Genomic DNA, 24,120 nt, shown 5'->3' on the forward strand with positions numbered 1-24,120 from the left:
CTTCTTCAATCTTTCGTTTTGGCTTCGAGTTCTTCCCAGCGGACCATGCAATTCATCAGCTCTTCCTCGATTTCGACAAAACGCTGGTTAAGGCGTTTACCTTCAGACGCATCTTTTTTATAAAGCTCCGGGTCGTTCAGGCGTGTGGAAATCTGGTCTTGTTCATTTTCAAGCGCTGAAATTTTACCGGGAAGCTCATCCAGTTCCCGCTGATCCTTGTAACTCAGTTTTTTTCGTCTTGCCGTGCCTGACATTTCTTTTTTTGCCTCGGGGGCAGGTGGTTCTTTTTCCGTTGTTTTTTTCACAGATTCGTCAACGAGCGGGGCAGGACGTTGTTTTTCCCAGTCGCTATAACCGCCGATATATTCGCGCCAGATACCGTTTCCTTCAGCTGCAATAACCTGTGTGACGACATTGTCGAGAAAGGCGCGGTCATGGCTGACAAGGAAAACCGTTCCGCTGTATTCTTCCAGCAGTTCTTCCAGCAATTCAAGTGTATCGATATCAAGGTCGTTTGTAGGTTCATCCAGAACCAGAACGTTGGCAGGACGCGCGAAAAGACGAGCCAGCAAAAGCCGGTTTCTTTCTCCTCCCGACAGGGATTTGACCGGCGATCTCGCGCGTTCAGGTGTGAAGAGAAAATCGGAAAGATAACTCATGACGTGTTTTTTCTGCTCGCCGATTTGCACCCATTCACTGCCGGGCGAAATGGTGTCGATCAGACTGGCTTCATCATCCAGTTGTGCGCGCATCTGGTCGAAATAAGCGACTTGAAGCTTTGTGCCAAGCCGGATATTGCCTGAATCGGGAGCAAGTTCTCCGAGAATCATTTTCAGAAGAGTTGTTTTGCCGATGCCGTTGGGACCGATAATGCCGATCTTGTCGCCACGAAGAATCGTTTCGGAAAACGCTTTCACAATAGTCTTGTCTCCGAATGATTTCGACACATCCGTCAGTTCGGTAACCAGTTTCCCGGAACGTTCGCCAAGGGACACGTCCATCTTTACTTGTCCCTGATGTTCCCGGCGGCCAGAGCGGGTAAGTCGCAGGGCTTCCAACCTGCGGACACGTCCTTCGTTGCGGGTACGGCGCGCTTCCACGCCTTTTCTGATCCAGACTTCTTCCTGTGCCAGAAATTTGTCGAATTTGGCATTTTCCACTTCTTCGACTGCAAGCTGTTCCGCTTTTGTGGTTTTGTAACTGCTGAAATTACCCGGAAACGACAAAAGCTTTCCACGGTCAAGTTCTACAATTCGGGTCGCAATATGATCCAGAAAGCGGCGGTCATGCGTAATGAAAATAAGGCTGCCGCGAAATTCTTTCAACAATTCTTCAAGCCAGAGAATGGATTCAAAATCGAGATGATTGGTCGGTTCGTCCAGTATGAGAACGTCGGGTGAGCTGACAAGGCCTTGAGCCAGCGCGACTCTTTTGTGCAAGCCGCCCGAAAGAGTGCCGACTTTATCTGTTCTGTTTAAGGAAAGGCGGTTTAAAATGGTTTCAACCCGGTTATTCAGATTCCATGCATCAGCAGCGTCAAGACGGGTTTGCAATTCATGAAGTCGTTCAAGTGTCCTTGAATCGTCATTCTGGCCGAGTGTCGCGGTCAATGTTTCATAATCTGCCAGCAGTTTCTGAACGTCGGACAATCCGGAGGCAACGGCTTCATAAACGGTTTGTTCCGGCGGAAAATATGGTTCCTGCTCCACGTAGGCTATTTGCAAACCGTTTTGTACCTGTAAAATGCCATCGTCAAGGTGCGCTTTTGCTGCGAGTATCTGAAGCAATGAGGATTTACCCGTGCCATTGCGTCCGATCAGGCCGACTTTCTCGCCTTCTTCAAGAGAAAATTCCGCATGATCCAGCATGGGAAAATGACCGAAAGCGAGTTGAGCGTCTGAGAGCGTAATAAGAGCCATAGTGAATTAAACGGTAATCGTGCGAATGGGTGAGAACGGTATTGTAACGGCAAGTATTTTGCAGATATAGTCCGGAAAATTATTTGCGTGGGTCAATATGCGTCATAACACTCCGGGACACGGGCGTTTACTGTCCTGTTGAAAAGCATTTGAGATGTTTAGTGGTTACCGCTTGAATGCATGAACGATAGAGTGATATCAAACACAGGTGCAGATTGGCGCGGATGATTGGTATCCCCGGCCGGAATCGAACCGACATCTAATTCTTAGGAGGAACTCGTTCTATCCATTGAACTACGGGGACACCGAACTAGCAACTATAGCATCAGAAAAGGTTTGCAGACAATGAGTTTGATAAACGGCGTTTGAAATTTTTAAAAACAAATTTTTTTTCAATTCTTTGCTGCATCAAAATCAACATCTGTTTGGGCATATAAATACTAACTGTTCTGATTCAATTGAAACCGGCTCAGAAGAGACAAGCAGCAGGCTAATGAATAATTTTCTTTTTTGTATCATCAATCAATACCGATATCCATCCCTCGACATTTTTATGAATGTCGGAACGGTGCTGGGCAATTTTTTCAATATGTTCTGGGTGCTTCCTCTTTTTCTCGTGGCCGGACTGTTTTTTCCGATGCGGAAAATAGCCATTCCCGGATTCAGAAAAATACAGATATCCGAAATAGTGTTTTTGCTTTTGGTCGGCTATATCATCACGGGCATCCTTGTAACAGTCCTGAAGTTCGGATTGCATATGCCGAGACCTTCAGTTGTCTTCGGTTCATATGTCGTTCATTCATGGGAAATACCGGATTCACCATACAGTTTTCCAAGTGGCCATTCGGCTTTCGCCATGCTGATAGCCGCCACATTCTGGATGAGAACGAACAAGATCATGCTGAAAGCAATTCTGCTCATATATATAGTGTGGGTCGGACTGTCGCGGATCAATCTGGGAATGCATTTCCCGTTTGACGTTGTGTCAGGATTCGCTATCGGAGCATTCAGTGCGTGGCTGGCAAACAACGTTCTTTTCAGTCTGAAAAAACGTTATCTGTGATAAAAGAAGAAAATCCGTGTCATCAGTCAGCTGACTTTTTGCTCCCTGATCTTTGCTGAGCAAGATGAGATGTCCTTCCTCTGTGGCAATCAGGAATATATTGACGGCACGTGTTTTCCCTACTTCCGGTGTGCCAGACATCTCCAAAGATCTCATGTGGTTTTGGAATCCATTTTTGCCGCCGGTATCCCGGCTATTCCTTACTTTTCCAAATTGGGTGTAATGCAATGAATCTATGGTTTTTAATGCTGTATGGACAATTTTCCGGCAGTGAAATTTTCAGATGCATTTCATTTGTATTCAGGCGGATTTGTTTAAATTGACCTGAATCAATATTGCCGGATTGATCTAGGTCAATGAAGTCAAATTGACTTATGTCAATGGTGCCAAATTGACCTAGGTCAACGGGATTTTTAAAGGGTATGCGGCATACTCGGAATTGACGTTAAACAACGTTTATCAAAACCAACCAAAGAAAGGTATTACTCATGAGTAACGACGACAATGTAGAGTTGACTGATGGCTTTCATGTTTTGATCGATGCCCTGAAAATGAATGACATCGATACCATGTATGGTGTTGTCGGCATTCCTATCACGAACCTGGCTCGTATGTGGCAAGATGACGGTCAGCGTTTTTACAGCTTCCGTCACGAACAACACGCAGGTTATGCAGCTTCTATCGCCGGTTACATCGAAGGAAAACCTGGCGTTTGCTTGACCGTTTCCGCCCCTGGCTTCCTGAACGGCGTGACTTCCCTGGCTCATGCAACCACCAACTGCTTCCCAATGATCCTGTTGAGCGGTTCCAGTGAACGTGAAATCGTCGATTTGCAACAGGGCGATTACGAAGAAATGGATCAGATGAATGTTGCACGTCCACACTGCAAAGCTTCTTTCCGTATCAACAGCATCAAAGACATTCCAATCGGTATCGCTCGTGCAGTTCGCACCGCTGTATCCGGACGTCCAGGTGGTGTTTACGTTGACTTGCCAGCAAAACTGTTCGGTCAGACCATTTCTGTAGAAGAAGCTAACAAACTGCTCTTCAAACCAATCGATCCAGCTCCGGCACAGATTCCTGCTGAAGACGCTATCGCTCGCGCTGCTGACCTGATCAAGAACGCCAAACGTCCAGTTATCATGCTGGGTAAAGGCGCTGCATACGCACAATGCGACGACGAAATCCGCGCACTGGTTGAAGAAACCGGCATCCCATTCCTGCCAATGGGTATGGCTAAAGGCCTGCTGCCTGACAACCATCCACAATCCGCTGCTGCAACCCGTGCTTTCGCACTGGCACAGTGTGACGTTTGCGTACTGATCGGCGCTCGTCTGAACTGGCTGATGCAGCACGGTAAAGGCAAAACCTGGGGCGACGAACTGAAGAAATACGTTCAGATCGACATCCAGGCTAACGAAATGGACAGCAACCAGCCTATCGCTGCACCAGTTGTTGGTGACATCAAGTCCGCCGTTTCCCTGCTCCGCAAAGCACTGAAAGGCGCTCCAAAAGCTGACGCTGAATGGACCGGCGCTCTGAAAGCCAAAGTTGACGGCAACAAAGCCAAACTGGCTGGCAAGATGACTGCCGAAACCCCATCCGGAATGATGAACTACTCCAATTCCCTGGGCGTTGTTCGTGACTTCATGCTGGCAAATCCGGATATTTCCCTGGTTAACGAAGGCGCTAATGCACTCGACAACACTCGTATGATTGTTGACATGCTGAAACCACGCAAACGTCTTGACTCCGGTACCTGGGGTGTTATGGGTATTGGTATGGGCTACTGCGTTGCTGCAGCTGCTGTTACCGGCAAACCGGTTATCGCTGTTGAAGGCGATAGCGCATTCGGTTTCTCCGGTATGGAACTGGAAACCATCTGCCGTTACAACCTGCCAGTTACCGTTATCATCATGAACAATGGTGGTATCTATAAAGGTAACGAAGCAGATCCACAACCAGGCGTTATCTCCTGTACCCGTCTGACCCGTGGTCGTTACGACATGATGATGGAAGCATTTGGCGGTAAAGGTTATGTTGCCAATACTCCAGCAGAACTGAAAGCTGCTCTGGAAGAAGCTGTTGCTTCCGGCAAACCATGCCTGATCAACGCGATGATCGATCCAGACGCTGGTGTCGAATCTGGCCGTATCAAGAGCCTGAACGTTGTAAGTAAAGTTGGCAAGAAATAATTAGCCCAACTTTGATGACCGGTTACGACCGGTCACATAAAGTGTTCGAATGCCCTTCAAGTTTACTTGAAGGGCATTTTTTTACCTTGCAGTTTATAAACAGGAAAAATTGAAGTATTCAGAGCGGAAAAGCAGATTTAAGCCACGAGAAACATTCTTTTTTATTGAAAATTGCCATAAACACATTTTTAAAGCTGGCTTTTTTTTCCATGAAACGGGATAATCAAACCGTTTCGAATGTTGTCCGGATCATCGGTCAAATCATGCTTCTTAAACGAAAGTCTATTGAAAAGGAAGAGTCACTCCGACCTCCTGTCGATGGAATCAAAAAAACCAGGACGCGTAAAATCAGATACGCCCCAGTTACCCTTTCAGAACAAGGTGGCGTGCGCTATCTCCATTTCGGAACTGAATGGATTCAGGGTGCCATGCGTTTGAGAAAACCGAACTGGCTCGAGCTGGAATACAGCCGGAAAATGATGGCATGGCTGCTTTTCAATCTGAATCCCCGTTCTATTGCACAACTGGGTCTGGGTGCCGGTTCATTAACCAAATTCTGTTATCACGAGTTTCCCGATAGTATCGTTACAGCCGTTGAATTGAATCCGGATGTGATCGCTGTTGCCCATTCCATGTTCGCTGTACCTGAACCCGATGAAAGATTGGGTATTTTGGAAATGGATGCCATGAACTTCGTGCAAGATGAGCACAATTTCAATCATTTTGACGTTTTGCATGTTGATTTATACGATGCAACGGCAAAAGGCCCTGTTCTTGATACACCTGAGTTCTATGCGGCATGCAAGCAATGTCTCGTTTTTAATGGAATGATGACAGTCAATTTGTTTGGCGATCATCCCAGTTATGAGAAAAATATAGACGCCATGAAGAAAACATTTGCGGAGGTCATTTGCCTGTCACCAAGCAAGGAAGGCAATGTCGTCGCGCTTGCTTTCAGGAAAAAACCCGAATTGAAGATTGACGATTTGAACGCCCGCGCTGTGCAAATCAGCGAAAAGTATGGTTTGGACGCGAAAAAGTGGTTAAAAGATTTGAAAAATAGCCTGATGTGATTAAACCTGCCGATAACGATTTCTAAATTTCAAGAGAGCCGACATGCCAGATAAATTTAATGAATACGATCCACTGGATATTGAACTAAAACAACTGTTTGAGCGCAATAAAGAATGGGCAGCTCAAATGGTTGAAGACGATCCTGCCTATTTTTCACGTCTGGTAACACAACAGTTGCCAAAATATTTCTGGATCGGTTGTTCAGACAGTCGTGTTCCTTCGACCCAGATTACCAATCTGCTGCCGGGTGATATTTTCGTTCATCGAAATGTGGCCAATGTCGTGTCATATACCGATCTCTCCTGTCTCTCCGTTATGCAATTTGCAGTGGATGTCGTCAGGGTTCGCCATATTATGGTGACAGGCCATTATGATTGTTCGGGTGTTCACGTTGCCATGATGCGTCAGCGTGTCGGTCTGGCTGACAACTGGTTGCGTCATGTTCAGGACGTTCATCAAAAACATGAAAAATACCTTGGCGATACCTTGCCTCCAAGGGTGAAATACGATCGCCTGTGTGAGTTGAACGTTATCGAATCGGTTGCCAATGTTTGCCAGACGACTATTGTTCAGGACGCATGGAATCGCGGTCAGCAACTGACCGTCCACGGTTGGGTTTATGGCGTTCATGACGGCCTGATCCGTGATCTGGGCATGACAATCAGCTCAATGGAAGAATTGCATGCCAAAAAAGCGGAAAGTCTTGCCCATTACGAAACCGACCCTCCAAAAGAGCGGCCAATCGGTATGCCTTGAGATAGCGTCGGGTAGTTAATCCACTCCCACCATGACTGAATCAGCTTTAATAAGCGCGTATGCCGGTTTTCCTATAGCCAGTTGCAGTCGTTTGACCGAAGATGTCGTGATTTGAGCTGTGATCATGATTTCCGGCGCGATTTCGATTTGAACTTCTGAATTGATTGGGCCTTCCTTGATAGATCGAACGATACCTTCGAGCTGATTGCGTGCACTGATTTGCATGGCGTTCTCCTGTATTTGACTGTAAGCGTTTCCTGATTTAGATGAGGATGTAAAGCGATTATTCAAGAGGCCGAATTGGACACAAAGAAAGAAGTCAGATGAATTTCAGAAATAGATAAAGCCGACATGATGTCGGCTTTATTTATTTTTTTTCATGTCAGAAACAATGTTCTTCTGCAGGGAATGTTCCATCCTTTACAGCGGCGACATACGCCTTGATGGCGCCTTCGATGGTCGTTTGCCCTTCCATGAAATTACGGACAAATCGCGCTTTTTTACCGGGATAAACGTTCAGCATATCGTGCATGACCAGAACTTGACCTGAACAATCAGGCCCGGCGCCAATACCGATGGTTGGAACCGATATGGCCTCGGTTACTCTTTTGCCCAATTGAGAAGGAATCGCTTCAAGAACGAAAATACTGGCACCCGCGTCCTGAAGAATCTTTGCGTCTTCAATAATACGTTCCGCATCTTCCTCGGTTTTGCCCTGTACGCGATATCCGCCGAACTGGTGCACCGACTGGGGAGTCAGGCCAAGGTGGCCGCATACCGGAATAGCACGTTCAGTCAAAAAGCGTATCGTATCCTCCAGCCATCTGCCGCCTTCGATTTTGACCATATGGGCACCGGCCTTGATCAGTTCAGCCGCATTTTCATAGGCGGCTTCCGGAGTGGGATACGTGCCGAAAGGCATATCGGCCACGATCATGGCCGTTTTATTGCCATTTGCAACACATTCGGTGTGATAGGCGACTTCTTCTATGGAAACCGGAAGCGTTGAATCCTTGCCCTGACAGACCATGCCAAGCGAATCGCCGATCAGGAGAATTTCCACCCCGCAGAGATCCATCAGCGATGCAAAACTGGCATCGTAACAAGTCAGCATTGTGATTTTTTCCTGTTTTTTGTAAAGAGCCGCCAGCGTATTGCCTGTAACGGTTTTGCGTTCCTGAAGATAGCTTGCCATATCGAATCCTTATTAAAACTAAAACATGGTGGCGTACCGCTTGTAAAACGTAACCATATCCTGTTGTTTTGTGATCTGTCACGATGTCATGTCAATTATGAGCGAAATATGAAATAAACCGCTCCGACAAGGCATAAGGCGGCCCAGACATAATCCAGTTTGAAAGGCTGATCCATGTAATAAACGGCAAACGGGACAAAGATGCTTAAGGTAATGACTTCCTGAAGAATTTTCAGCTGGGCCAGACTGAACTGGGAAAAACCGATACGGTTGGCCGGAACCTGAAGCAGATATTCGAACAGGGCGATTCCCCAACTGATCAGGGCGGCAACCAGCCAGGATCTTGAAGAAAGATTCCTTAAATGGCCGTACCAGGCAAACGTCATGAACACGTTTGACAGAACGAGCAATCCGGCGGTTTGCAGAAAAACGGGAATATGAAACATGACAAACTCCTGAAAGTACTTATGCCGTCACACGTTTGATTTTTTGATGGGCGAGATGCCTGATAAGCGTATCGAGTGAATCTTTTCCGGGAATATTCAAATCCGGTGCAATTTCATGAAGCGGTACCAGAACGAAAGCGCGTTCCGTCATGCGGGGATGTGGGATGCAGAGGCGCTCTGTCTGGATACAGTCCGAATCGTAAAGAAGGATATCCATATCCAGTGTTCTCGGCGCATTTCGGAAAGGGCGCTCGCGGCCGAAAAGGGTTTCAATACGCCATAATTCTTCAAGAAGCGTCAAGGCATCGAGTTCTGTTTTCAATCGGACAACGGCATTGATGTAATCGTCACCGGACGCATCCACCGGTGCGGTCTGGTACAAGGACGAAGATGCCTCCACGCTGGTTTTCGGGATTTTTCGCAGAAGATCAATGGCCTGTTGCGTATTTTGAAGGGCGTTCCCCAAATTCGAACCGATGCCGATATAAGCTGTATGACTCATCATCCGGGTGGTTATTCCGTTTTTTCAATAATATCTTGTGTTTCAGAAGCTGTTTTAGCTGACGATTTTTTGCGATGTCTATGTCCTGAACGTCTTGAACGTTTTTTGGCCTGACTTCCTGCAGGAGCCCTTTTCATCTGCGTATCGATCATTTCCTGCCGGCGATCGCCTGACGCGTCGATAAACTCGGTCCACCATTGGCCCAGTTCAGCTTCGAGTTCACCGGCTTCACAACGGATCAGCATAAAGTCGTAAGCGGCACGGAAACGCTCGTTTTCGAGCAAACGGTAAGGGGATTTGCCTGTCCTGCGTTCCAGTCTCGGCTGTAAAAGCCAGATATCCCGCATATCGGTTGCAATGCGGCGCTGGATAGCCAGTTTTTCCGTTTGAACGTCGAGTACATCGCTGGAAGCGGCTACCAGTGCAGGGATAGGATGTTCGCCCTTTGCACGATACTCGGCCCATTTTTCTTCAACCTGGGTCCAAAGCAATGTCGCGAATAAAAATCCCGGTGAAATGCGCTTGTTTTGCCTGATACGCTGGTCGGTTTTTTCAAGAGAAAGTTCGATAAAATGAGCCGCCTCTGGCTGTTCGAGAGCCACATCCAGCAAAGGAAGCAAGCCCTGATGCAATCCTCTGGCGCGTAATTCCTTCAGGCAGGACATCGAATGTCCGCTCATCAGCAATTTCAGCATCTCGTCGAAGAGGCGTGCGGAGGGGACATTGTTCATCAACGGTGCAAGTGCGGCGATCGGTGCGCCGGTTGTCTTGTCTATGGAAAAACCCAGTTTGGCAGCGAATCTGACGATACGCAGCATACGCACAGGATCTTCCCTGTACCTTTGTTCCGGATTGCCGATCACTCTCAGCGTTTTGCTGCGAAGATCCTTGATCCCACCGTGATAATCGAGCAATACCTGATTGGCTGGATTGTAGTACATGGCATTGATCGTAAAATCGCGTCTGGCCGCATCTTCGGATTGGGTTCCGAAATTATTGTCGCGAAGCAGTCTGCCAGACTCATCCTTGATGGCGGGTTTGTCGGAAGCTCCCCGAAATGTCGTGACCTCGATCAGATCCTGACCGAACATGACGTGAACGATCTGGAAACGGCGACCGATCAGGAATGCACGCTTGAAAAGGCGTTTGACCTGTTCAGGTGTTGCATTGGTGGCGACATCGAAATCCTTGGGCTTCAAGCCAAGCAGGAGATCACGAACGGCACCCCCGACAATGAAGGCATCGTAGCCTTCGTTTTGTAAAATACGTACGACTCTGACCGCATTATTGGACAAAAGACGGGGATCGATCCCGTGTTCTTCTTTAGAGAGCGAAACGGGTTTCCCTGATGGCCGTGTTTTGGGTGTCGAGCCAAAAATCTTTTGGATCAGCTTGTTAATCATGGAACAAATGCATTAAAGGCCAGCCTTGTGTTCTGGCATATTCAGTCAAACGACTGTTTGGGTTAACAGCAACGGGATGATTTACTTTCGACAATAGAGGGAGATCCCGATCCGAGTCACTATAGAAATAGGTATCGTCGAAACTGTCGAAAGACAGGTTCATCTGCCTTAACCAGTTTTCCGTATGGGCAATTTTACCTTCACCTGACGTTGGCGCGCCAATCAGTCCGCCTGTGAATTCACCACTGTCCGTTTCTTCAGGCAATGCGGCGATCAGATGATCGACGCCGAAAGCTTTGGCAATCGGTTCGGTGACAAATTTGTTGGTTGCGGTCACGATAGCGACAAGATCATTGTTTTTAAGGTGATTTTCTATCAGATTCCGTGCAGAAGATCGGATAGCTGGAGAAATGACCTCGTCCATGTATTGCTGTCTCCAGCGGTTTAGCCGGGGTCTTGGAAATTGTGCCAACGTTCCCAGCGCGAAGGCGAGATATTCGGCCGCATCAAGCGTGCCTGCCTGATACTGGGCAAAAAATTCGGCGTTGCGTTTTTCAAACCGGTCTTTATCGACTGCGCCGATACGGACGAGAAACTGTCCCCACTCATAATCGGAATCGATTGGAAGCAATGTATGGTCCAGGTCAAATAAGGCGAGCGTCTTGGTCATACAGCAGGCTCCTGTTTTTGCTGCAGAAGATCGTGCAGCAAAGGCAATGTAATCGTACGTTTTGTTTGCAGGGAATAACGGTCGAGCGCGTCCAGTATCATGGAAAGGGAATGCATATCGCGTTGATAATGGGTAATGAGATAGGGTAGCACACCTGGCGAAATCGTGAATCCCCTTTGCCTGGCTTGTTCGTTCAACGCGGCCATTTTTTCTTCGTCGGACAGGCTTTTTATCTGATAAACCAGTCCCCAGCAAAGCCGGCTTTTCAGATCGTCTCTCAAATCAAGAGCAAGTGGTGTGCATGGGCCCGAAGTGATCATGTAACCGTTGTTTTCACGGACCTGATTGAAAAGATTGAAAGCGGCAATCTGTTTTTGGGAATCGAGGCGTTCGCAATCGTCCAGCAGATACAGATTACATTGTGGGGAATAACTGAAATCGGTTTCTGGCGCGTCAGAAGGTATATAGCGTGCGGGAGAAAACTGCGACAGGGCTTTTAGCAAATGCGTTTTGCCAGTAGCGTTGTCGCCCCATAAGTAAACGAAATGCTCCCGGGATGTACGGTAGGCTATTTCTCTTAGAAGATGCACGACTTCTCCGTTTTGTCCCGTCAGATAGGTATCCAGGGACGGTGCATTCCCGGTGTCCAGGTTTAACAGCAGTTGTTGCATGGTTGAAATCAGTTTTTATAGAAATTGCTGTCGAGATAGAGGGCTCGTAAATGTTTATAGGCTACCGACAGTATGGCTGAAGACGGCAAGGCGAGCAAAATTCCCACAAATCCGAAGAGCTGTGCGAAAGCGAGCAGGGCGAAAATAACGAAAAGCGGATGCAGCTGAATCCGGTCGCCAACCAGTTTCGGTGTCATCAACAACCCGTCGAAAGAATAACCGAAACCGTAAATGATACCCAGCGTTACCCATGCTTCCATGCCGGAAAACTGCACCAGAGTTGCCGTAATGGCCAGAAAAAGGCCGATACAAATGCCGATATAGGGAACAAAAGCCATCAGGCCGGTCATGATACCGACTGGCAATGCGACGTTATATCCTGCGAGTGCAAGAGCCAGCGAATAATAAATGGACAAAATCAGCATGACCAGCAACTGTCCGCGAAGATATTGGGCCAGCATGGTGTTGACTTCGTGACAGAAACGGATAGTCTTGCCTACCCAGCGACGGGGAATCATGTCTCGCAGCTTGCGAGTCAGGATATGCCAGTCCAGCAAGAGGTAAAACAGCACGACAGGAATCAGGATCAGATTCCATGCCCACGTCAAAACAGCGGTACCGCCGAATTTTGCCGAAGCAATCAATGATTTCCAGACGCCATCGCCCTTGGGAAAGAATTGCTCGGTCAGGATTTTTTTGACGCCTGCATTATCGACCGGCATCTGTATGCCGATTTCATTTAAGACAGGGTTCAGGTGATTGCTTACCTTTGCGACGAAAGCAGGAATCTGTTCATAAAGAATGGGCCATTCCTTGAGCAGCATCGGGATCATGATCAGAGCAAAAGTCGTGACAAGCGAAATCAGAAAGAGGACGACGATAACAACAGATGCGAGACGGGGAATCCGGAAGCTGCCTATGCGCAGGGAACGCAACCAGTCAACGACAGGATTCAAGGCGTAGGCCAGAATGGCTCCCGCAATGAATGGCGTCAGAATCGGACCCAGCAGCAAAAGGAGTAATATCAGTAAAATACCGATACCCGTCCAGAGTGCCGTTTGTCTTTGTTGTGGGGTAAATATTGCCATTGCCTCGTACTTGCGGAATCAATTTGTTAAAATACTACACTACTGTATAGTACATTATTATAATTTTACGCTTCACCAGCCCATTTTCATCATGAATTCAACCACAAATCAATCTCTTTCCTATCGCGATGCCGGTGTCGATATCGACGCAGGCGATGCACTGGTAGAGGCTATCAAACCGTTTGCCAAACGTACCATGCGCGAAGGCGTGCTGGGCGGCATTGGCGGATTCGGCGCTCTTTTTGAAATCAGCAAGAAATACAAGGAACCTGTACTTGTTTCCGGTACCGACGGTGTAGGTACGAAGCTCAAGCTCGCATTTCATCTTAACCGACATGATACGGTCGGTATCGATCTTGTGGCAATGAGTGTAAATGATATTTTGGTTCAAGGTGCAGAACCTTTGTTTTTTCTCGACTATTTCGCCTGTGGAAAGCTCGATGTCAAAACAGCGACCGATGTCGTCAAGGGGGTAGCTCTTGGATGTGAACAGGCTGGTTGTGCATTGATTGGCGGTGAAACGGCAGAAATGCCGAGTATGTATCCGGATGGTGAATACGATCTGGCCGGATTTGCCGTCGGTGCGGTTGAAAAATCGAAGCTTATCAACGGCACCACGATTGTTCCTGGTGACGTTGTGCTTGGACTGGCTTCCTCCGGCATTCATTCCAATGGTTTTTCACTGGTTCGAAAAATTATCGAAGTCGCCAACCCGGATTTGAACGCCGATCTGGATGGTCGGTCTCTGGCAGATGCCCTGATGGCGCCAACGAGAATTTACGTCAAACCGCTGCTGGCGCTGATGGATTCCATGCAAGTAAAAGGAATGGCTCATATTACAGGTGGTGGCCTTGTAGAAAATATCCCACGTGTTTTGCAAAAACATCTGACCGCCGTTCTGAAAAAAGAGGCATGGCCGATGCCGCCGTTGTTCAGCTGGCTGCAAAAACATGGCAATGTGGCTGACAGTGAAATGCATCGCGTCTTTAACTGCGGTATTGGCATGGTGGTTATCGTGTCCAGGGAAAATGCAGATGCAGCAATGGCTCAACTGAAATCAGCCGGTGAAACTGTTTACCGTATCGGTGAAATCCGTCAGCGTACAGGTGACGAACCTCAGACTATTGTCGAATGACGGCTGTTTGCTGAATTGTTCCCGTCCGGATTGCTCGGTTGACCAAATGGCCGAATACATCCTGACGGGTTTTTTATCGGCGATTCTTCTGTTTTCAGGAAACTTAACTCAGTTTTTACCTGATGTTTCTTCCAGAAATATCAGGTTATCATTGCACCGCTTTTTCAATCGGATCATTCCAGATCCATTCAATCTGCCACTCATCAATCAACCAGTCGTTTTTCAATAACGAATCCGGTAAATAAAAGAATAAATAGATGTTGCTTTTTACGGCATATGAAATATAACAGCATATGTTATGAAATGTAATATGAATTCGCATGCCATTTTCTGCTCTGTTTTATATGCCTGAAAATCATAATCCACAGAGACAATATGAAATATATTTATTTGAAGTAATTGCTAATGTGAAATATGATCTCATATGTAGCACACATAATATGTAGTCTGAGTTCATATGTTGTGCAACATAATATGAAATTTCGTTGTTAGTGTTTTGAAATGCCATTTCTAGCACGTTTCAATACGCGACTTCCAATGACAGTAACACTTAGAAATTTCTGTTTCGGATTAACTAGATTGGGAATTTGTAAAAATGAATAATCCACAAACAGGACAATCAACAGGCCTCTTGGGCAATCGTTGGTTCTACTTGGTATTAGCAGTTTTGCTGATGTGTATGATCTCGGGTGTCCAATATTCCTGGACACTGTACGCTAACCCGGTTAAAGACAACCTTGGCGTTTCTTTGGCTGCGGTTCAGACGGCTTTCACACTCTCTCAGGTCATTCAAGCTGGTTCTCAGCCTGGTGGTGGTTACTTCGTTGATAAATTCGGTCCAAGAATTCCATTGATGTTCGGTGGTGCGATGGTTCTCGCTGGCTGGACCTTCATGGGTATGGTTGACAGTGTTCCTGCTCTGTATGCTCTTTATACTCTGGCCGGTGCAGGTGTTGGTATCGTTTACGGTATCGCGATGAACACGGCTAACAGATGGTTCCCGGACAAACGCGGTCTGGCTTCCGGTTTCACCGCTGCCGGTTACGGTCTGGGTGTTCTGCCGTTCCTGCCACTGATCAGCTCCGTTCTGAAAGTTGAAGGTGTTGGCGCAGCATTCATGTACACCGGTTTGATCATGGGTATCCTGATTATCCTGATCGCTTTCGTTATCCGTTTCCCTGGCCAGCAAGGCGCCAAAAAACAAATCGTTGTTACCGACAAGGATTTCAATTCTGGCGAAATGCTGAGAACACCACAATTCTGGGTTCTGTGGACCGCATTCTTTTCCGTTAACTTTGGTGGTTTGCTGCTGGTTGCCAACAGCGTCCCTTACGGTCGCAGCCTCGGTCTTGCCGCAGGTGTGCTGACGATCGGTGTTTCGATCCAGAACCTGTTCAATGGTGGTTGCCGTCCTTTCTGGGGTTTCGTTTCCGATAAAATCGGCCGTTACAAAACCATGTCCGTCGTTTTCGGTATCAATGCTGTTGTTCTCGCACTTTTCCCGACGATTGCTGCCTTGGGCGATGTAGCCTTTATCGCCATGTTGGCAATCGCATTCTTCACATGGGGTGGTAGCTACGCTCTGTTCCCATCGACCAACAGCGATATTTTCGGTACGGCATACTCTGCCAGAAACTATGGTTTCTTCTGGGCTGCAAAAGCAACTGCCTCGATCTTCGGTGGTGGTCTGGGTGCTGCAATTGCAACCAACTTCGGATGGAATACCGCTTTCCTGATTACTGCGATTACTTCTTTCATCGCATTTGCTCTGGCTACCTTCGTTATTCCAAGAATGGGCCGTCCAGTCAAGAAAATGGTCAAATTGTCTCCAGAAGAAAAAGCTGTACATTAATCAGAATGTTAAGCTAGCAACATGTGATTCCCGAAACATGGGATAGCAATCAGGCGCATAGCGTCAAGAGACAAAAAAGCCCGGCTTTCCGCCGGGCTTTTTTATTTTTTGAAACAGGGCAATCGATGGTTTTATGCTGTCGTGAGCTTTGTATCATGAAAAAGCTTTTTCTGATTTTTGCAGTCTTCTTTCAATTGGAGCAGCAGGAAGCATAGGGAAAACCGGGGTTCAAATTTACGACCAACTGGAAAGAAGATGCCATTTTTGCGGCAGGGCGACAATTGCGTCCGGGATGCAAAACCTTCGGGATTTTTGTAAACCGGTACAACGTTCCACTGAGCAATGCGACAGTAAATGCCTGTCGGGAAGCCCTTGTCGATCGTGGCGTTTCTCCTGGCAACATTCATGAAATATCCATGATGCAAACGCCACTACGGATTTGAATGTCATGCAGGAGGTTGATGGAATCCGGGTATATTACACTTTTATGCTCCAATCTTTGTTACCCCCCCCCCCCCCCCCCCCCCGTCTGAAAAAAGTCTGTGATCTGAAAAGGCTTCATGTGGATGGGGTTTCATTTATAGAAGACTATACGATGATGCAATCGATTTATTCGCATGTAGAGGGCGGGTTTGAATCTTTGTTCGGTTCCTTCCAGTATCATCCTCTGGATGGAACACAACTTGCCCGTAGGGGTACTGAAATCGCTCTGGGTGCGATCAGAAATCCTGACATGCATGTTTTTGAGGAAAAACTTGTCTGGAAACATTCTCCTGAAGAATTTGCTGTCAAAAAAGCTTTCTTATAGAAGAGCAGACAAAAAAACTTATAAGGCTTTTATTTCCGGGAGATATATTGAAAAGGTTTGGTGGAGAGAAGGTAATGGCGCGCTCGGCGGGGATCGAACCCACAACCCCTGCCTTCGGAGGGCAGTACTCTATCCATTGAGCTACGAGCGCGGAAAGAAACGTCGTTCAAGCCGACCAAACTCCTGACTCGAACAATGCAGGCAGTATTCTACCTCAATTGGCCTGCCGATACCCGGTTTTTTAAACCGGGCCAATTAATTAAATCTGCCTCAAATCAGGTTGTTTCTGGCACGCGGCGGGTTCTTCGCGAAGTATTTTTTCACCCCGTTCATGATGGCATCGGCAACACGATCCTGATGGGCATCATCGTTTAACTTGGCTTCCTCTTCCGGGTTGGAAATAAAGGCGGTTTCCACCAGAATGCTGGGGATATCAGGCGCTTTGAGGACGGCGAATGCCGCCTGTTCGACGGAACCTTTATGCAGTTTGTTGATACCGCCCATCTCTCTTAAAACAGCATTACCCAGCTTCATACTGCTGTTGATTTGCGCCGTTGTTGAAAGGTCGAGCAAGACACTTGCCAATTGACGGTCGTGTTTCTTGATATTGACGCCACCGATCAGGTCAGCTGCATTTTCGCGTTTGGCGAGCCAGCGTGCCGCTGTGGAAGATGCGCCCTTTTCAGACAGGACAAAGACAGAGGAACCTCGTGCCGAAGGCTGAACGAATGCATCGGCGTGAATGGAAATGAACAGGTCTGCCTGTACGGCTCTCGCTTTTTGTACGCGCGTTCCCAGCGGAACGAAAAAGTCTGCATTACGAGTCATGACCACGCGCATGTTCGGTTGCTGCTCGATTTTGGCCTTGAGGCGTTTTCCGATTGAGAGCACGACGTCTTTTTCCTTGCTTCCCCTTGCTCCGATAGCGCCCGAATCTTCACCGCCATGACCCGGATCGATCACGATGGTGACCATTCTTTTCAGCTGCATTTTTTCGGGTTTGGACGCAACTGGTGGCGAGAAAGACGTTTTAGAAGTCGATGCAGGCGGATCGATGACAGCCGATTTTTTAGGTGGGGTGATAACCGCTGTTTTTGCCGGCTCGGGTTCGGTTTTCCATTCGCCCTTTAAAATGAGTGCTGCAATCGGATCGATCGGATCTTTCGGATAAAGATCCAGAACGAGACGGTGCTTGTATTTGCCGACCGGATTCAAGGAGAATACCTGAGGGTTTACCGCAACTTTCAGATCGAAAACCAGACGAACGGTAGAGGGGTTCAACTGACCGACACGCACATGCTGGATATAAGGATCGTCTGCCTGAATTTTTGAAATCAGTTCTTTCAATGCGCCATTGAGTTGTGAACCTTCTACATCGACCACCAGCCGGTTGGGGTTTGAAAGCAGGAAATGTTTGGCCTTGACGTTCCCGTCATGTTCCAGCGTGATACGGGTATAGTCTTCTGCAGGCCAGGTTCTCACAGCCACAATATCGCCACTGATTGCCGATGTCGGAAAGGACATCGCACAGATGAACGACAGTAAGAATAAATAAGCCCAGCTGAGGGGTTTGCTAAATGACAGTTTCATCTTTCAGCTCATTGGTGAGGCACAAAACGCAAATTTTCCAGACAGCGGAAACCTTTTTCGGATAAAGATCGCAACTCGACCGTTCTGCCATCCCCGCTTATTTCAAAAGAAACATCGATATCGGCGGCAGGCAAAGCGGATTCCGCTTTTTCCGCCCATTCGATGAAACAGACCGTTTCTTCGTTAAAATGATCCCGAAAACCAGCTTCCAGAAACTCTTCGGGACAACTCATTCGATATAAATCAAAATGCAGCAAATCGACGGTATGGCCGTTCAATTCGATGACGTAAGGTTCAACCAGAGTATAAGTCGGGCTTTTGACTTTGCCCGTATGTCCCGCTTCTTTCAGTAAGGCGCGGGTCAAAGTCGTTTTTCCAGACCCCAGATCGCCATGCAAATAGATTTTCAGACCACTTTCCAGAACACGGGCGAGGGATTTTCCCAGTTCACACGTATCGGATTCGTCGTTTAAATAAAATGTCAGTTGTTGCATTGATAAAGATGTTTCAAATCACTCGCAAGGGACAATTTTTACTATTCATGAGCGATTCGTCATATAGTACCAACAATCCTCCCATTCTAGGCAACAAGTTTTGTTAATTTTGATGAAATTCGAAGGGCAATTAACTGATTTTGTTGTAAAAATCAAATCCTGGGCACGTGAGCTGGGATTTTCGGAACTTCGTATTGCCGATGTCGATCCCGGTATCGCCGAGATCCGGCTTCAGAAATGGCTTGCATGTCATTTCCACGGGGAAATGAATTACATGGCCGGGCACGGGACGAAGCGGTCGCGGCCGGATGAACTGGTGCCAGGTACCCGTCGTGTTATTGTTGCCCGTATGAACTATCTGTCTTCTGACGCATTGGACTGGAAGGATACAGAACAGGCCAGAATGAGTGATGTACTCGCTGCAAGAGTTTCCATGTATGCCCGGGGCCGGGATTACCATCGGGTTATCCGTTCCCGTTTGCAAAAACTGGCCGACCGCATGCAAGAGGAAATCGGATCATTCGGTTATCGGGTATTTGCCGATTCCGCTCCGGTCATGGAAGTTGCATTTGCCAGTAAAGCCGGCCTGGGCTGGCAGGGAAAAAACAATCTTTTGATAAACAGGAATGCTGGCTCCCTTTTTTTCATTGGAGAAATGCTGGTTGATTTGCCTTTGCCTGTCGATGAGGCAGTCACGTCGCATTGTGGCCAGTGTCGACGGTGTATCGATGCCTGTCCGACGGGGGCGATTATCGGGGATAAACTGATCGATGCACGAAAATGCATCTCTTATCTGACAATCGAGTTCAAAGGCGTTATTCCAATAGAATTCCGTCCATTGATGGGTAACCGTATTTATGGTTGCGATGATTGTCAGCTCGTCTGTCCGTGGAACAAGTTCGCCGAAAAAACACATATAGACGATTTCAGTGTGCGTCATGAACTGGACAGCGCCACACTTTGTGATTTGTTTGCATGGACGGAAAAGGAATTTTTGAACAATACAGAAGGGAGTCCCATCCGTCGTATCGGTTATGAATGCTGGTGCAGAAATATTGCAATTGCCCTTGGAAATGCCTTGAGGAGCAAACTGGATGACGAAACCGGAAAACAAATTTTGAACATGTTATCTGAAAAAAGAAAACATGCGTCGGAGATGGTGACCGAACATATCGACTGGGCAATGAACCAGTCCAATGAAAGTGATTGAATATTTCAGCATTATTTTTTATTCTGGAGTCACTTTTTTTAGAAGCGGCTTATTCAGCCGAAAATCATGAACAATAAAGTCTTGTTGCCTGAAACCTGCAGTGCCGTTGTCAAAACTTCTTTTGGATCTATCGGTGTATTGACACAATTCGGAAAAGTTAAGGCCATTCATATTTTTCCGGGTATGTTTCTGGAAAAAATGCCTCATGACGCCTTATCAGCTGAAGCGGTCAGACAGATACAACATTATCTGGCAAAGCCCGGAATGCGTCTGGATTTGCCGGTCGATATGGACGGTATGGAGATCCACCGAAAAATATGGATGGAATTGATGGCGATTCCCTGCGGAGAGGTCAAAACCTACGGGGAATTGGGCAGTATTCTCCATTTTTCCCCTAAAGTGATCAGTGAGGCTTGCGAGGCAAACCCGCTGGCGCTTTACATCCCGAGTCATCGTGCCATCGCCATTTCAGGACCGAAAGGGCCCGTCGGAGAAGGCGATCCATCCCATCCTCTGGTTCGAATCAAATACTGGCTTTTGAAACATGAAGGTTTTCTGCACGTATGACGGAAAAAGACAGCAGGCAGGCGTCTTCTGCCAATCACTCTTTTGTTGACGAATTTTGCGATACGGTCTGGCTGGAAGACGGACTATCGAAAAATACGCTTGACGCCTATCGTCGCGATCTTCTGCTTTTTGCCCGCTGGCTGGAAAAAAACTGTCCTGACATCGATCTTTTAAAAGTCGATCAAAACCATCTGAACGATTACTTCTGGGCTCGTCATGCCGAATCGAAGGCAACTTCGGCAAATCGCCGTCTGACTGTATTGAAACGCTTTTATCGCCTGCAACTCCGCTTGGGACGCATCTCTGAAAATCCCTGCCTGAAACTGAAGGCAGCCAAACAAGCTGCCCGGTTTCCGAAAACACTATCCGAGACTCAGGTCGAAGCGCTTCTGGGTGCTCCCGATCAGGAAAAGTCGCTTGGTTTGCGTGACCGTGCCATGATCGAACTGATGTATGCGAGCGGCTTGCGCGTGTCTGAACTGGTGGACCTGAAACTGGTGGAAGTCGGCATGAACGAGGGCGTATTGCGTATTATCGGAAAAGGGGAAAAAACACGGCTTGTCCCGTTCGGTGAAGAAGCGCGGGTTTGGCTGGAACGGTATATGCAGGACGCTCGCAGCCTGATTCTTGCCGGGAAAATGTCAGATTATCTGTTTGTGACGGCGAGAGGAACGGCCATGACCAGGCAAATGTTCTGGACACTGATCAAAAAATACGCATTGAAATCAGGTATTCATGAGCCTCTTTCCCCACACACGCTAAGACATGCGTTCGCCACCCATTTATTGAATCATGGAGCTGATCTGAGAGTGGTTCAATTATTACTGGGCCATGCGGATATATCGACGACCCAGATTTATACGCATGTGGCCCAACAGCGTCTCAAACAGTTGCATGCCATGCATCATCCAAGAGGAAGCACATCAGGAGATTGAGCTGACGTACGGATAAATTTTGTCTTTGCAGTTTTCTGTATGTCTAACTGAGACGAATTGTCGCCAGTGCAAGAGTATGGTCAGACATTTCGATTCGTTCCGGACCCGCTTCATTTGGAAGGTAAATCATCCGTTTTACCGCCCCTGTAATGTATCCCGTTTCTGGCGTGAATTCTTCGGAAACAAAGATATGATCGATTCTGGCTGTTCCGTTTTCTTCCATAAAACGCAGAATCTTGTCCTGATTTTTGGCCGGGTCGGTCTGGATTTCGTAACAGTCGTATAGCTTGTAGAAAGGAGGAAGTGGTTGCTCACTTTCATGTTCCTGCCCGGAAACGATTGTCGTTGTAATGGCAAGGGAGAAATCGTTGAAGTCTCCTAAAATGGCGATTGGCAGCGCGTTATTTTCCCTGAATTCGGATACCAGTGCACGGACACCGAGCGCATCGGCAGAGCGTCTCATCAAAGAACGCAAGGCGGCAAGACCATATTGATACGGGTCCGATTTGTTGACGAAATTAAGGAAATCCGGGCGTTTCGATTTCAGGTGAACGACGAAAATATTCAGTATCTGTCCGTTTGGAAGCAAAACGGGCGCTTCAAGAACCGGGCGGGAAAACTGGTTGATGACGGTTTCCGTTATCGGGAGAGTGATCTCGAATTGTCTGGGAAATGTCTTGTGTGACTGTGGTGAACCGGCCAGTGGCAGTCGTGTCAGTAAAGCGACCTGTGGTTTCAACGTTGCAGGAGGATTGTTCTGATCGAAACAGATCAGTTCGGCATCACGGTAAAGCCGGGATTTTTCAATCACATGTTCCAGCGCCTTTTTGGAAAAGATTTCCTGAAAACCGATGACATCCGCATCGGACTGATCGATCTTTTTGGCGATCCATTCCGTTTTCGCTTCATACTCGTCATGAGTATAGGCGGCGAGATCGTCGTAATAGGCGGTATCCGGCAATACAAGATTACGCACGTTAAAGGTCGCAAGTCGAATTTCCTGCTGCATAATTTTCCTTTCGCCACTACAATGCGGACATAGGCAACAATTTTCTTTTTTGCTATCTTAGCAAACGCTACCATTATTTCTAATGCCATCGTAACCATATTTTGTTTTGTCACAAGATATGGCCCCTTGAAAATATGAATACGGTTTTATTTGTCATTGCAGCTTATCTTGTCGGTTCCGTTTCCTTTGCACTGGTTTTCAGCAAAATATTCGGACTGGCCGATCCACGCACCTATGGTTCCGGCAATCCCGGAGCGACCAATGTTTTAAGGAGCGGGAACAAACTCGCTGCCCTGCTGACACTGCTTGGGGACGCTGCAAAGGGTTGGTTTGCCGTTTGGATGGCGTTTCATTTCGGCCCGGATTTTCAATTGAATGAAACCGGTATTGCCATGGTTTGTGTTGCGGTATTCCTTGGACATCTCTTTCCTGTTTTCGCCCGTTTCAAGGGCGGAAAAGGTGTCGCGACTGCATTGGGTGTCTTGCTGGGAATCAGTCCCTGGCTGGGTCTGCTCGTTCTGGCGACCTGGCTGTGTGTTGCGGTTTTGACACGCTATTCGTCATTGTCAGCCCTGATTGCAGCGATTCTCGCGCCGATCTATTACGGATTGCTTTACGGATTCAATCTCTATTTCATGGCGATTGTGGTCATGAGCGCTTTTTTGATCAGTCGTCACTGGAAAAATATCGGCAATCTGCTTTCCGGAAAAGAAAGCAAAATCGGCAGCAAGAAAAAAGCAGGCTGACCGGCGCAATAATCAGCCTTCAAAAGGGGCGAGCAGGTTCTGCGTAACAGCGTACTGGACGATCTCGGCCAGAGAGTGCATCCCCATTTTAGTGAGAATTCTCGATTTGTGAGTGCTTACTGTCTTTACGCTCAAGTGTAGTTGGGCGCCGATATCCGTAATGGATTTGCCACTGGCAAGCAGATTGAAAACCTCGAATTCCCTGTCCGAGAGCTGCGTATGCGGCATTTCCTTTTCGGGAGTCATGATGCCGAGAGCGAGTTGTTCGGCCACTTCCATGCTGATGTAAGGGCGTCCGGAAGCCACTTTTTTGATGGCATTGACGAGCTGGTCGCCGGCACTTTCCTTGGTGAGATAACCTTGCGCTCCGGCACGAATGGAGCGTACGGCGTATTGCTCTTCTTCATACATCGTCAGCACCAGAATGGGCAGTTTGGGTGCTTCGGTCCTGATCTGGCGGATCAGATCGATTCCGCTTCTTCCCGGCATCGACAGATCGAGCAACAACATATCGAATCCGCCTTTTCTGACCTGACTGATCACGGAAAAACCATCGATGGCTTCGCCGACAACCGTAATTTCATCATTGCCTTCGAATATCCGTTTCAGGCCTTCGCGCATCAGGGTATGGTCGTCCGCAATAACAATTCTGATCATATCGTTGTCCAGGGATGAATGATTGAAAAGCCGGATTAATCCGTGTTTAACAGCCGATGGTGCCAATAAGTCAAACAGATACTGTGACGACACTATACATTATGCATTGTCGCGGTAAAATGTAGCTTACTCGTT

The 24,120-nt window shown here is 47.5% G+C and carries 25 protein-coding genes and 2 tRNA genes; 11 read left to right on the forward strand and 16 right to left on the reverse strand.

Annotated features, from left to right (window positions below):
- Positions 1-5: 5 nt before the first annotated feature.
- From BRW83_RS02900 to BRW83_RS11940, 3 genes are all read right to left on the reverse strand, one after another.
- Positions 6-1,919: an ATP-binding cassette domain-containing protein gene (locus BRW83_RS02900; RefSeq protein WP_005881711.1), complete on the reverse strand. Its 1,914-nt coding sequence runs from the start codon at positions 1,917-1,919 to the stop codon at positions 6-8.
- Positions 1,920-2,148: 229 nt separating this feature from the next.
- Positions 2,149-2,223, reverse strand: a tRNA-Arg gene (locus BRW83_RS02905).
- A gap of 186 nt (positions 2,224-2,409) precedes the next feature.
- Positions 2,410-2,676, reverse strand: coding sequence for a hypothetical protein (locus BRW83_RS11940; RefSeq protein ID WP_231284560.1), 267 nt, complete (start codon positions 2,674-2,676; stop codon positions 2,410-2,412).
- Here BRW83_RS11940 and BRW83_RS02910 point away from each other — a divergent pair.
- The 4 genes from BRW83_RS02910 (at position 2,557) to can (ending at position 7,007) form a co-directional block, all read left to right on the forward strand.
- On the forward strand, positions 2,557-2,982 hold the full coding sequence (locus BRW83_RS02910; protein WP_231284553.1) for a phosphatase PAP2 family protein: 426 nt from the start codon (positions 2,557-2,559) through the stop codon (positions 2,980-2,982). The two genes, BRW83_RS11940 and BRW83_RS02910, sit on opposite strands and share 120 nt — an antisense overlap.
- A gap of 488 nt (positions 2,983-3,470) precedes the next feature.
- Complete coding sequence (gene oxc / locus BRW83_RS02915) at positions 3,471-5,177, forward strand: oxalyl-CoA decarboxylase (protein WP_005881708.1); 1,707 nt, start codon at positions 3,471-3,473, stop codon at positions 5,175-5,177.
- Positions 5,178-5,440: 263 nt separating this feature from the next.
- Positions 5,441-6,250, forward strand: coding sequence for a spermine/spermidine synthase domain-containing protein (locus BRW83_RS02920; RefSeq protein WP_036603987.1), 810 nt, complete (start codon positions 5,441-5,443; stop codon positions 6,248-6,250).
- A gap of 43 nt (positions 6,251-6,293) precedes the next feature.
- Complete coding sequence (gene can, locus BRW83_RS02925; protein WP_005881700.1) at positions 6,294-7,007, forward strand: carbonate dehydratase; 714 nt, start codon at positions 6,294-6,296, stop codon at positions 7,005-7,007.
- Positions 7,008-7,022: 15 nt separating this feature from the next.
- On the opposite strand, the gene BRW83_RS02930 is transcribed toward can, so the two are convergent.
- The 8 genes from BRW83_RS02930 to BRW83_RS02965 all read right to left on the reverse strand — a co-directional run bounded on the left by BRW83_RS02930 (position 7,023) and on the right by BRW83_RS02965 (position 12,982).
- On the reverse strand, positions 7,023-7,232 hold the full coding sequence (locus BRW83_RS02930; RefSeq protein WP_005881698.1) for a TOBE domain-containing protein: 210 nt from the start codon (positions 7,230-7,232) through the stop codon (positions 7,023-7,025).
- A 157-nt stretch (positions 7,233-7,389) separates the two neighbouring features.
- Positions 7,390-8,202 carry a 3-methyl-2-oxobutanoate hydroxymethyltransferase gene (gene panB, locus BRW83_RS02935; protein ID WP_005881696.1) on the reverse strand — a complete coding sequence of 271 codons (813 nt, stop codon included), beginning with the start codon at positions 8,200-8,202 and terminating at the stop codon, positions 7,390-7,392.
- A gap of 95 nt (positions 8,203-8,297) precedes the next feature.
- Positions 8,298-8,648 (reverse strand): DMT family protein, encoded by a 351-nt coding sequence (locus tag BRW83_RS02940; protein WP_005881694.1) that lies wholly within the window; start codon positions 8,646-8,648, stop codon positions 8,298-8,300.
- 19 nt (positions 8,649-8,667) lie between these two features.
- Positions 8,668-9,153: a 2-amino-4-hydroxy-6-hydroxymethyldihydropteridine diphosphokinase gene (folK, locus tag BRW83_RS02945; RefSeq protein ID WP_005881692.1), complete on the reverse strand. Its 486-nt coding sequence runs from the start codon at positions 9,151-9,153 to the stop codon at positions 8,668-8,670.
- Between the two features lie 8 nt (positions 9,154-9,161).
- Positions 9,162-10,553: a polynucleotide adenylyltransferase PcnB gene (gene pcnB, locus BRW83_RS02950; protein ID WP_005881690.1), complete on the reverse strand. Its 1,392-nt coding sequence runs from the start codon at positions 10,551-10,553 to the stop codon at positions 9,162-9,164.
- Positions 10,546-11,223, reverse strand: a complete 678-nt coding sequence (locus tag BRW83_RS02955; protein WP_005881688.1) for an HAD family hydrolase — start codon at positions 11,221-11,223, stop codon at positions 10,546-10,548. The genes pcnB and BRW83_RS02955 overlap by 8 nt, the downstream gene beginning before the upstream one ends.
- Positions 11,220-11,894 (reverse strand): DnaA regulatory inactivator Hda, encoded by a 675-nt coding sequence (gene hda, locus BRW83_RS02960; protein ID WP_005881686.1) that lies wholly within the window; start codon positions 11,892-11,894, stop codon positions 11,220-11,222. The genes BRW83_RS02955 and hda overlap by 4 nt, the downstream gene beginning before the upstream one ends.
- A gap of 8 nt (positions 11,895-11,902) precedes the next feature.
- On the reverse strand, positions 11,903-12,982 hold the full coding sequence (locus BRW83_RS02965) for an AI-2E family transporter (RefSeq protein WP_005881684.1): 1,080 nt from the start codon (positions 12,980-12,982) through the stop codon (positions 11,903-11,905).
- A 91-nt stretch (positions 12,983-13,073) separates the two neighbouring features.
- Between BRW83_RS02965 and purM the strand changes: the two genes are divergently transcribed.
- The 3 genes from purM to BRW83_RS02985 all read left to right on the forward strand — a co-directional run bounded on the left by purM (position 13,074) and on the right by BRW83_RS02985 (position 16,777).
- Positions 13,074-14,117, forward strand: coding sequence for a phosphoribosylformylglycinamidine cyclo-ligase (gene purM / locus BRW83_RS02970; protein ID WP_005881682.1), 1,044 nt, complete (start codon positions 13,074-13,076; stop codon positions 14,115-14,117).
- Positions 14,118-14,712: 595 nt separating this feature from the next.
- Positions 14,713-15,969: an oxalate/formate MFS antiporter gene (gene oxlT / locus BRW83_RS02975; protein ID WP_005881678.1), complete on the forward strand. Its 1,257-nt coding sequence runs from the start codon at positions 14,713-14,715 to the stop codon at positions 15,967-15,969.
- 487 nt (positions 15,970-16,456) lie between these two features.
- Positions 16,457-16,777 (forward strand): hypothetical protein, encoded by a 321-nt coding sequence (locus BRW83_RS02985; protein WP_157661009.1) that lies wholly within the window; start codon positions 16,457-16,459, stop codon positions 16,775-16,777.
- Between the two features lie 75 nt (positions 16,778-16,852).
- Here BRW83_RS02985 and BRW83_RS02990 read toward each other — a convergent pair.
- The 3 genes from BRW83_RS02990 to tsaE all read right to left on the reverse strand — a co-directional run bounded on the left by BRW83_RS02990 (position 16,853) and on the right by tsaE (position 18,861).
- Positions 16,853-16,928 (reverse strand) — tRNA-Arg (locus BRW83_RS02990).
- Positions 16,929-17,047: 119 nt separating this feature from the next.
- Complete coding sequence (locus tag BRW83_RS02995) at positions 17,048-18,367, reverse strand: N-acetylmuramoyl-L-alanine amidase (RefSeq protein WP_005881672.1); 1,320 nt, start codon at positions 18,365-18,367, stop codon at positions 17,048-17,050.
- An 8-nt stretch (positions 18,368-18,375) separates the two neighbouring features.
- Positions 18,376-18,861, reverse strand: a complete 486-nt coding sequence (gene tsaE / locus BRW83_RS03000; RefSeq protein ID WP_005881668.1) for a tRNA (adenosine(37)-N6)-threonylcarbamoyltransferase complex ATPase subunit type 1 TsaE — start codon at positions 18,859-18,861, stop codon at positions 18,376-18,378.
- Positions 18,862-18,973: 112 nt separating this feature from the next.
- On the opposite strand from tsaE, the gene queG reads away from it, so the two are divergent.
- From queG to xerD, 3 genes are all read left to right on the forward strand, one after another.
- Complete coding sequence (gene queG, locus BRW83_RS03005; protein ID WP_036603177.1) at positions 18,974-20,071, forward strand: tRNA epoxyqueuosine(34) reductase QueG; 1,098 nt, start codon at positions 18,974-18,976, stop codon at positions 20,069-20,071.
- Positions 20,072-20,137: 66 nt separating this feature from the next.
- A complete protein-coding gene (locus tag BRW83_RS03010; protein WP_005881667.1) occupies positions 20,138-20,638 on the forward strand; it encodes a methylated-DNA--[protein]-cysteine S-methyltransferase in 501 nt (166 codons plus the stop codon).
- Positions 20,635-21,573, forward strand: coding sequence for a site-specific tyrosine recombinase XerD (xerD, locus tag BRW83_RS03015; RefSeq protein ID WP_005881665.1), 939 nt, complete (start codon positions 20,635-20,637; stop codon positions 21,571-21,573). The genes BRW83_RS03010 and xerD overlap by 4 nt, the downstream gene beginning before the upstream one ends.
- 43 nt (positions 21,574-21,616) lie before the next feature.
- Here the strand turns inward: xerD and BRW83_RS03020 are convergent, their stop codons facing one another.
- On the reverse strand, positions 21,617-22,582 hold the full coding sequence (locus BRW83_RS03020; protein WP_005881663.1) for an endonuclease/exonuclease/phosphatase family protein: 966 nt from the start codon (positions 22,580-22,582) through the stop codon (positions 21,617-21,619).
- A 134-nt stretch (positions 22,583-22,716) separates the two neighbouring features.
- Here BRW83_RS03020 and plsY point away from each other — a divergent pair, with 134 nt between their 5' ends.
- Entirely contained in the window at positions 22,717-23,328 is a 612-nt protein-coding gene (gene plsY, locus BRW83_RS03025; RefSeq protein WP_005881661.1) for a glycerol-3-phosphate 1-O-acyltransferase PlsY, read from the forward strand.
- 12 nt (positions 23,329-23,340) lie between these two features.
- On the opposite strand, the gene BRW83_RS03030 is transcribed toward plsY, so the two are convergent.
- Positions 23,341-23,985 (reverse strand): response regulator, encoded by a 645-nt coding sequence (locus tag BRW83_RS03030; protein ID WP_005881659.1) that lies wholly within the window; start codon positions 23,983-23,985, stop codon positions 23,341-23,343.
- Positions 23,986-24,120 lie beyond the last annotated feature (135 nt).

Origin of the sequence: Oxalobacter formigenes (assembly GCF_002127965.1) — a bacterium.
Classification (GTDB): Bacteria; Pseudomonadota; Gammaproteobacteria; order Burkholderiales; family Burkholderiaceae_D; genus Oxalobacter; species Oxalobacter formigenes.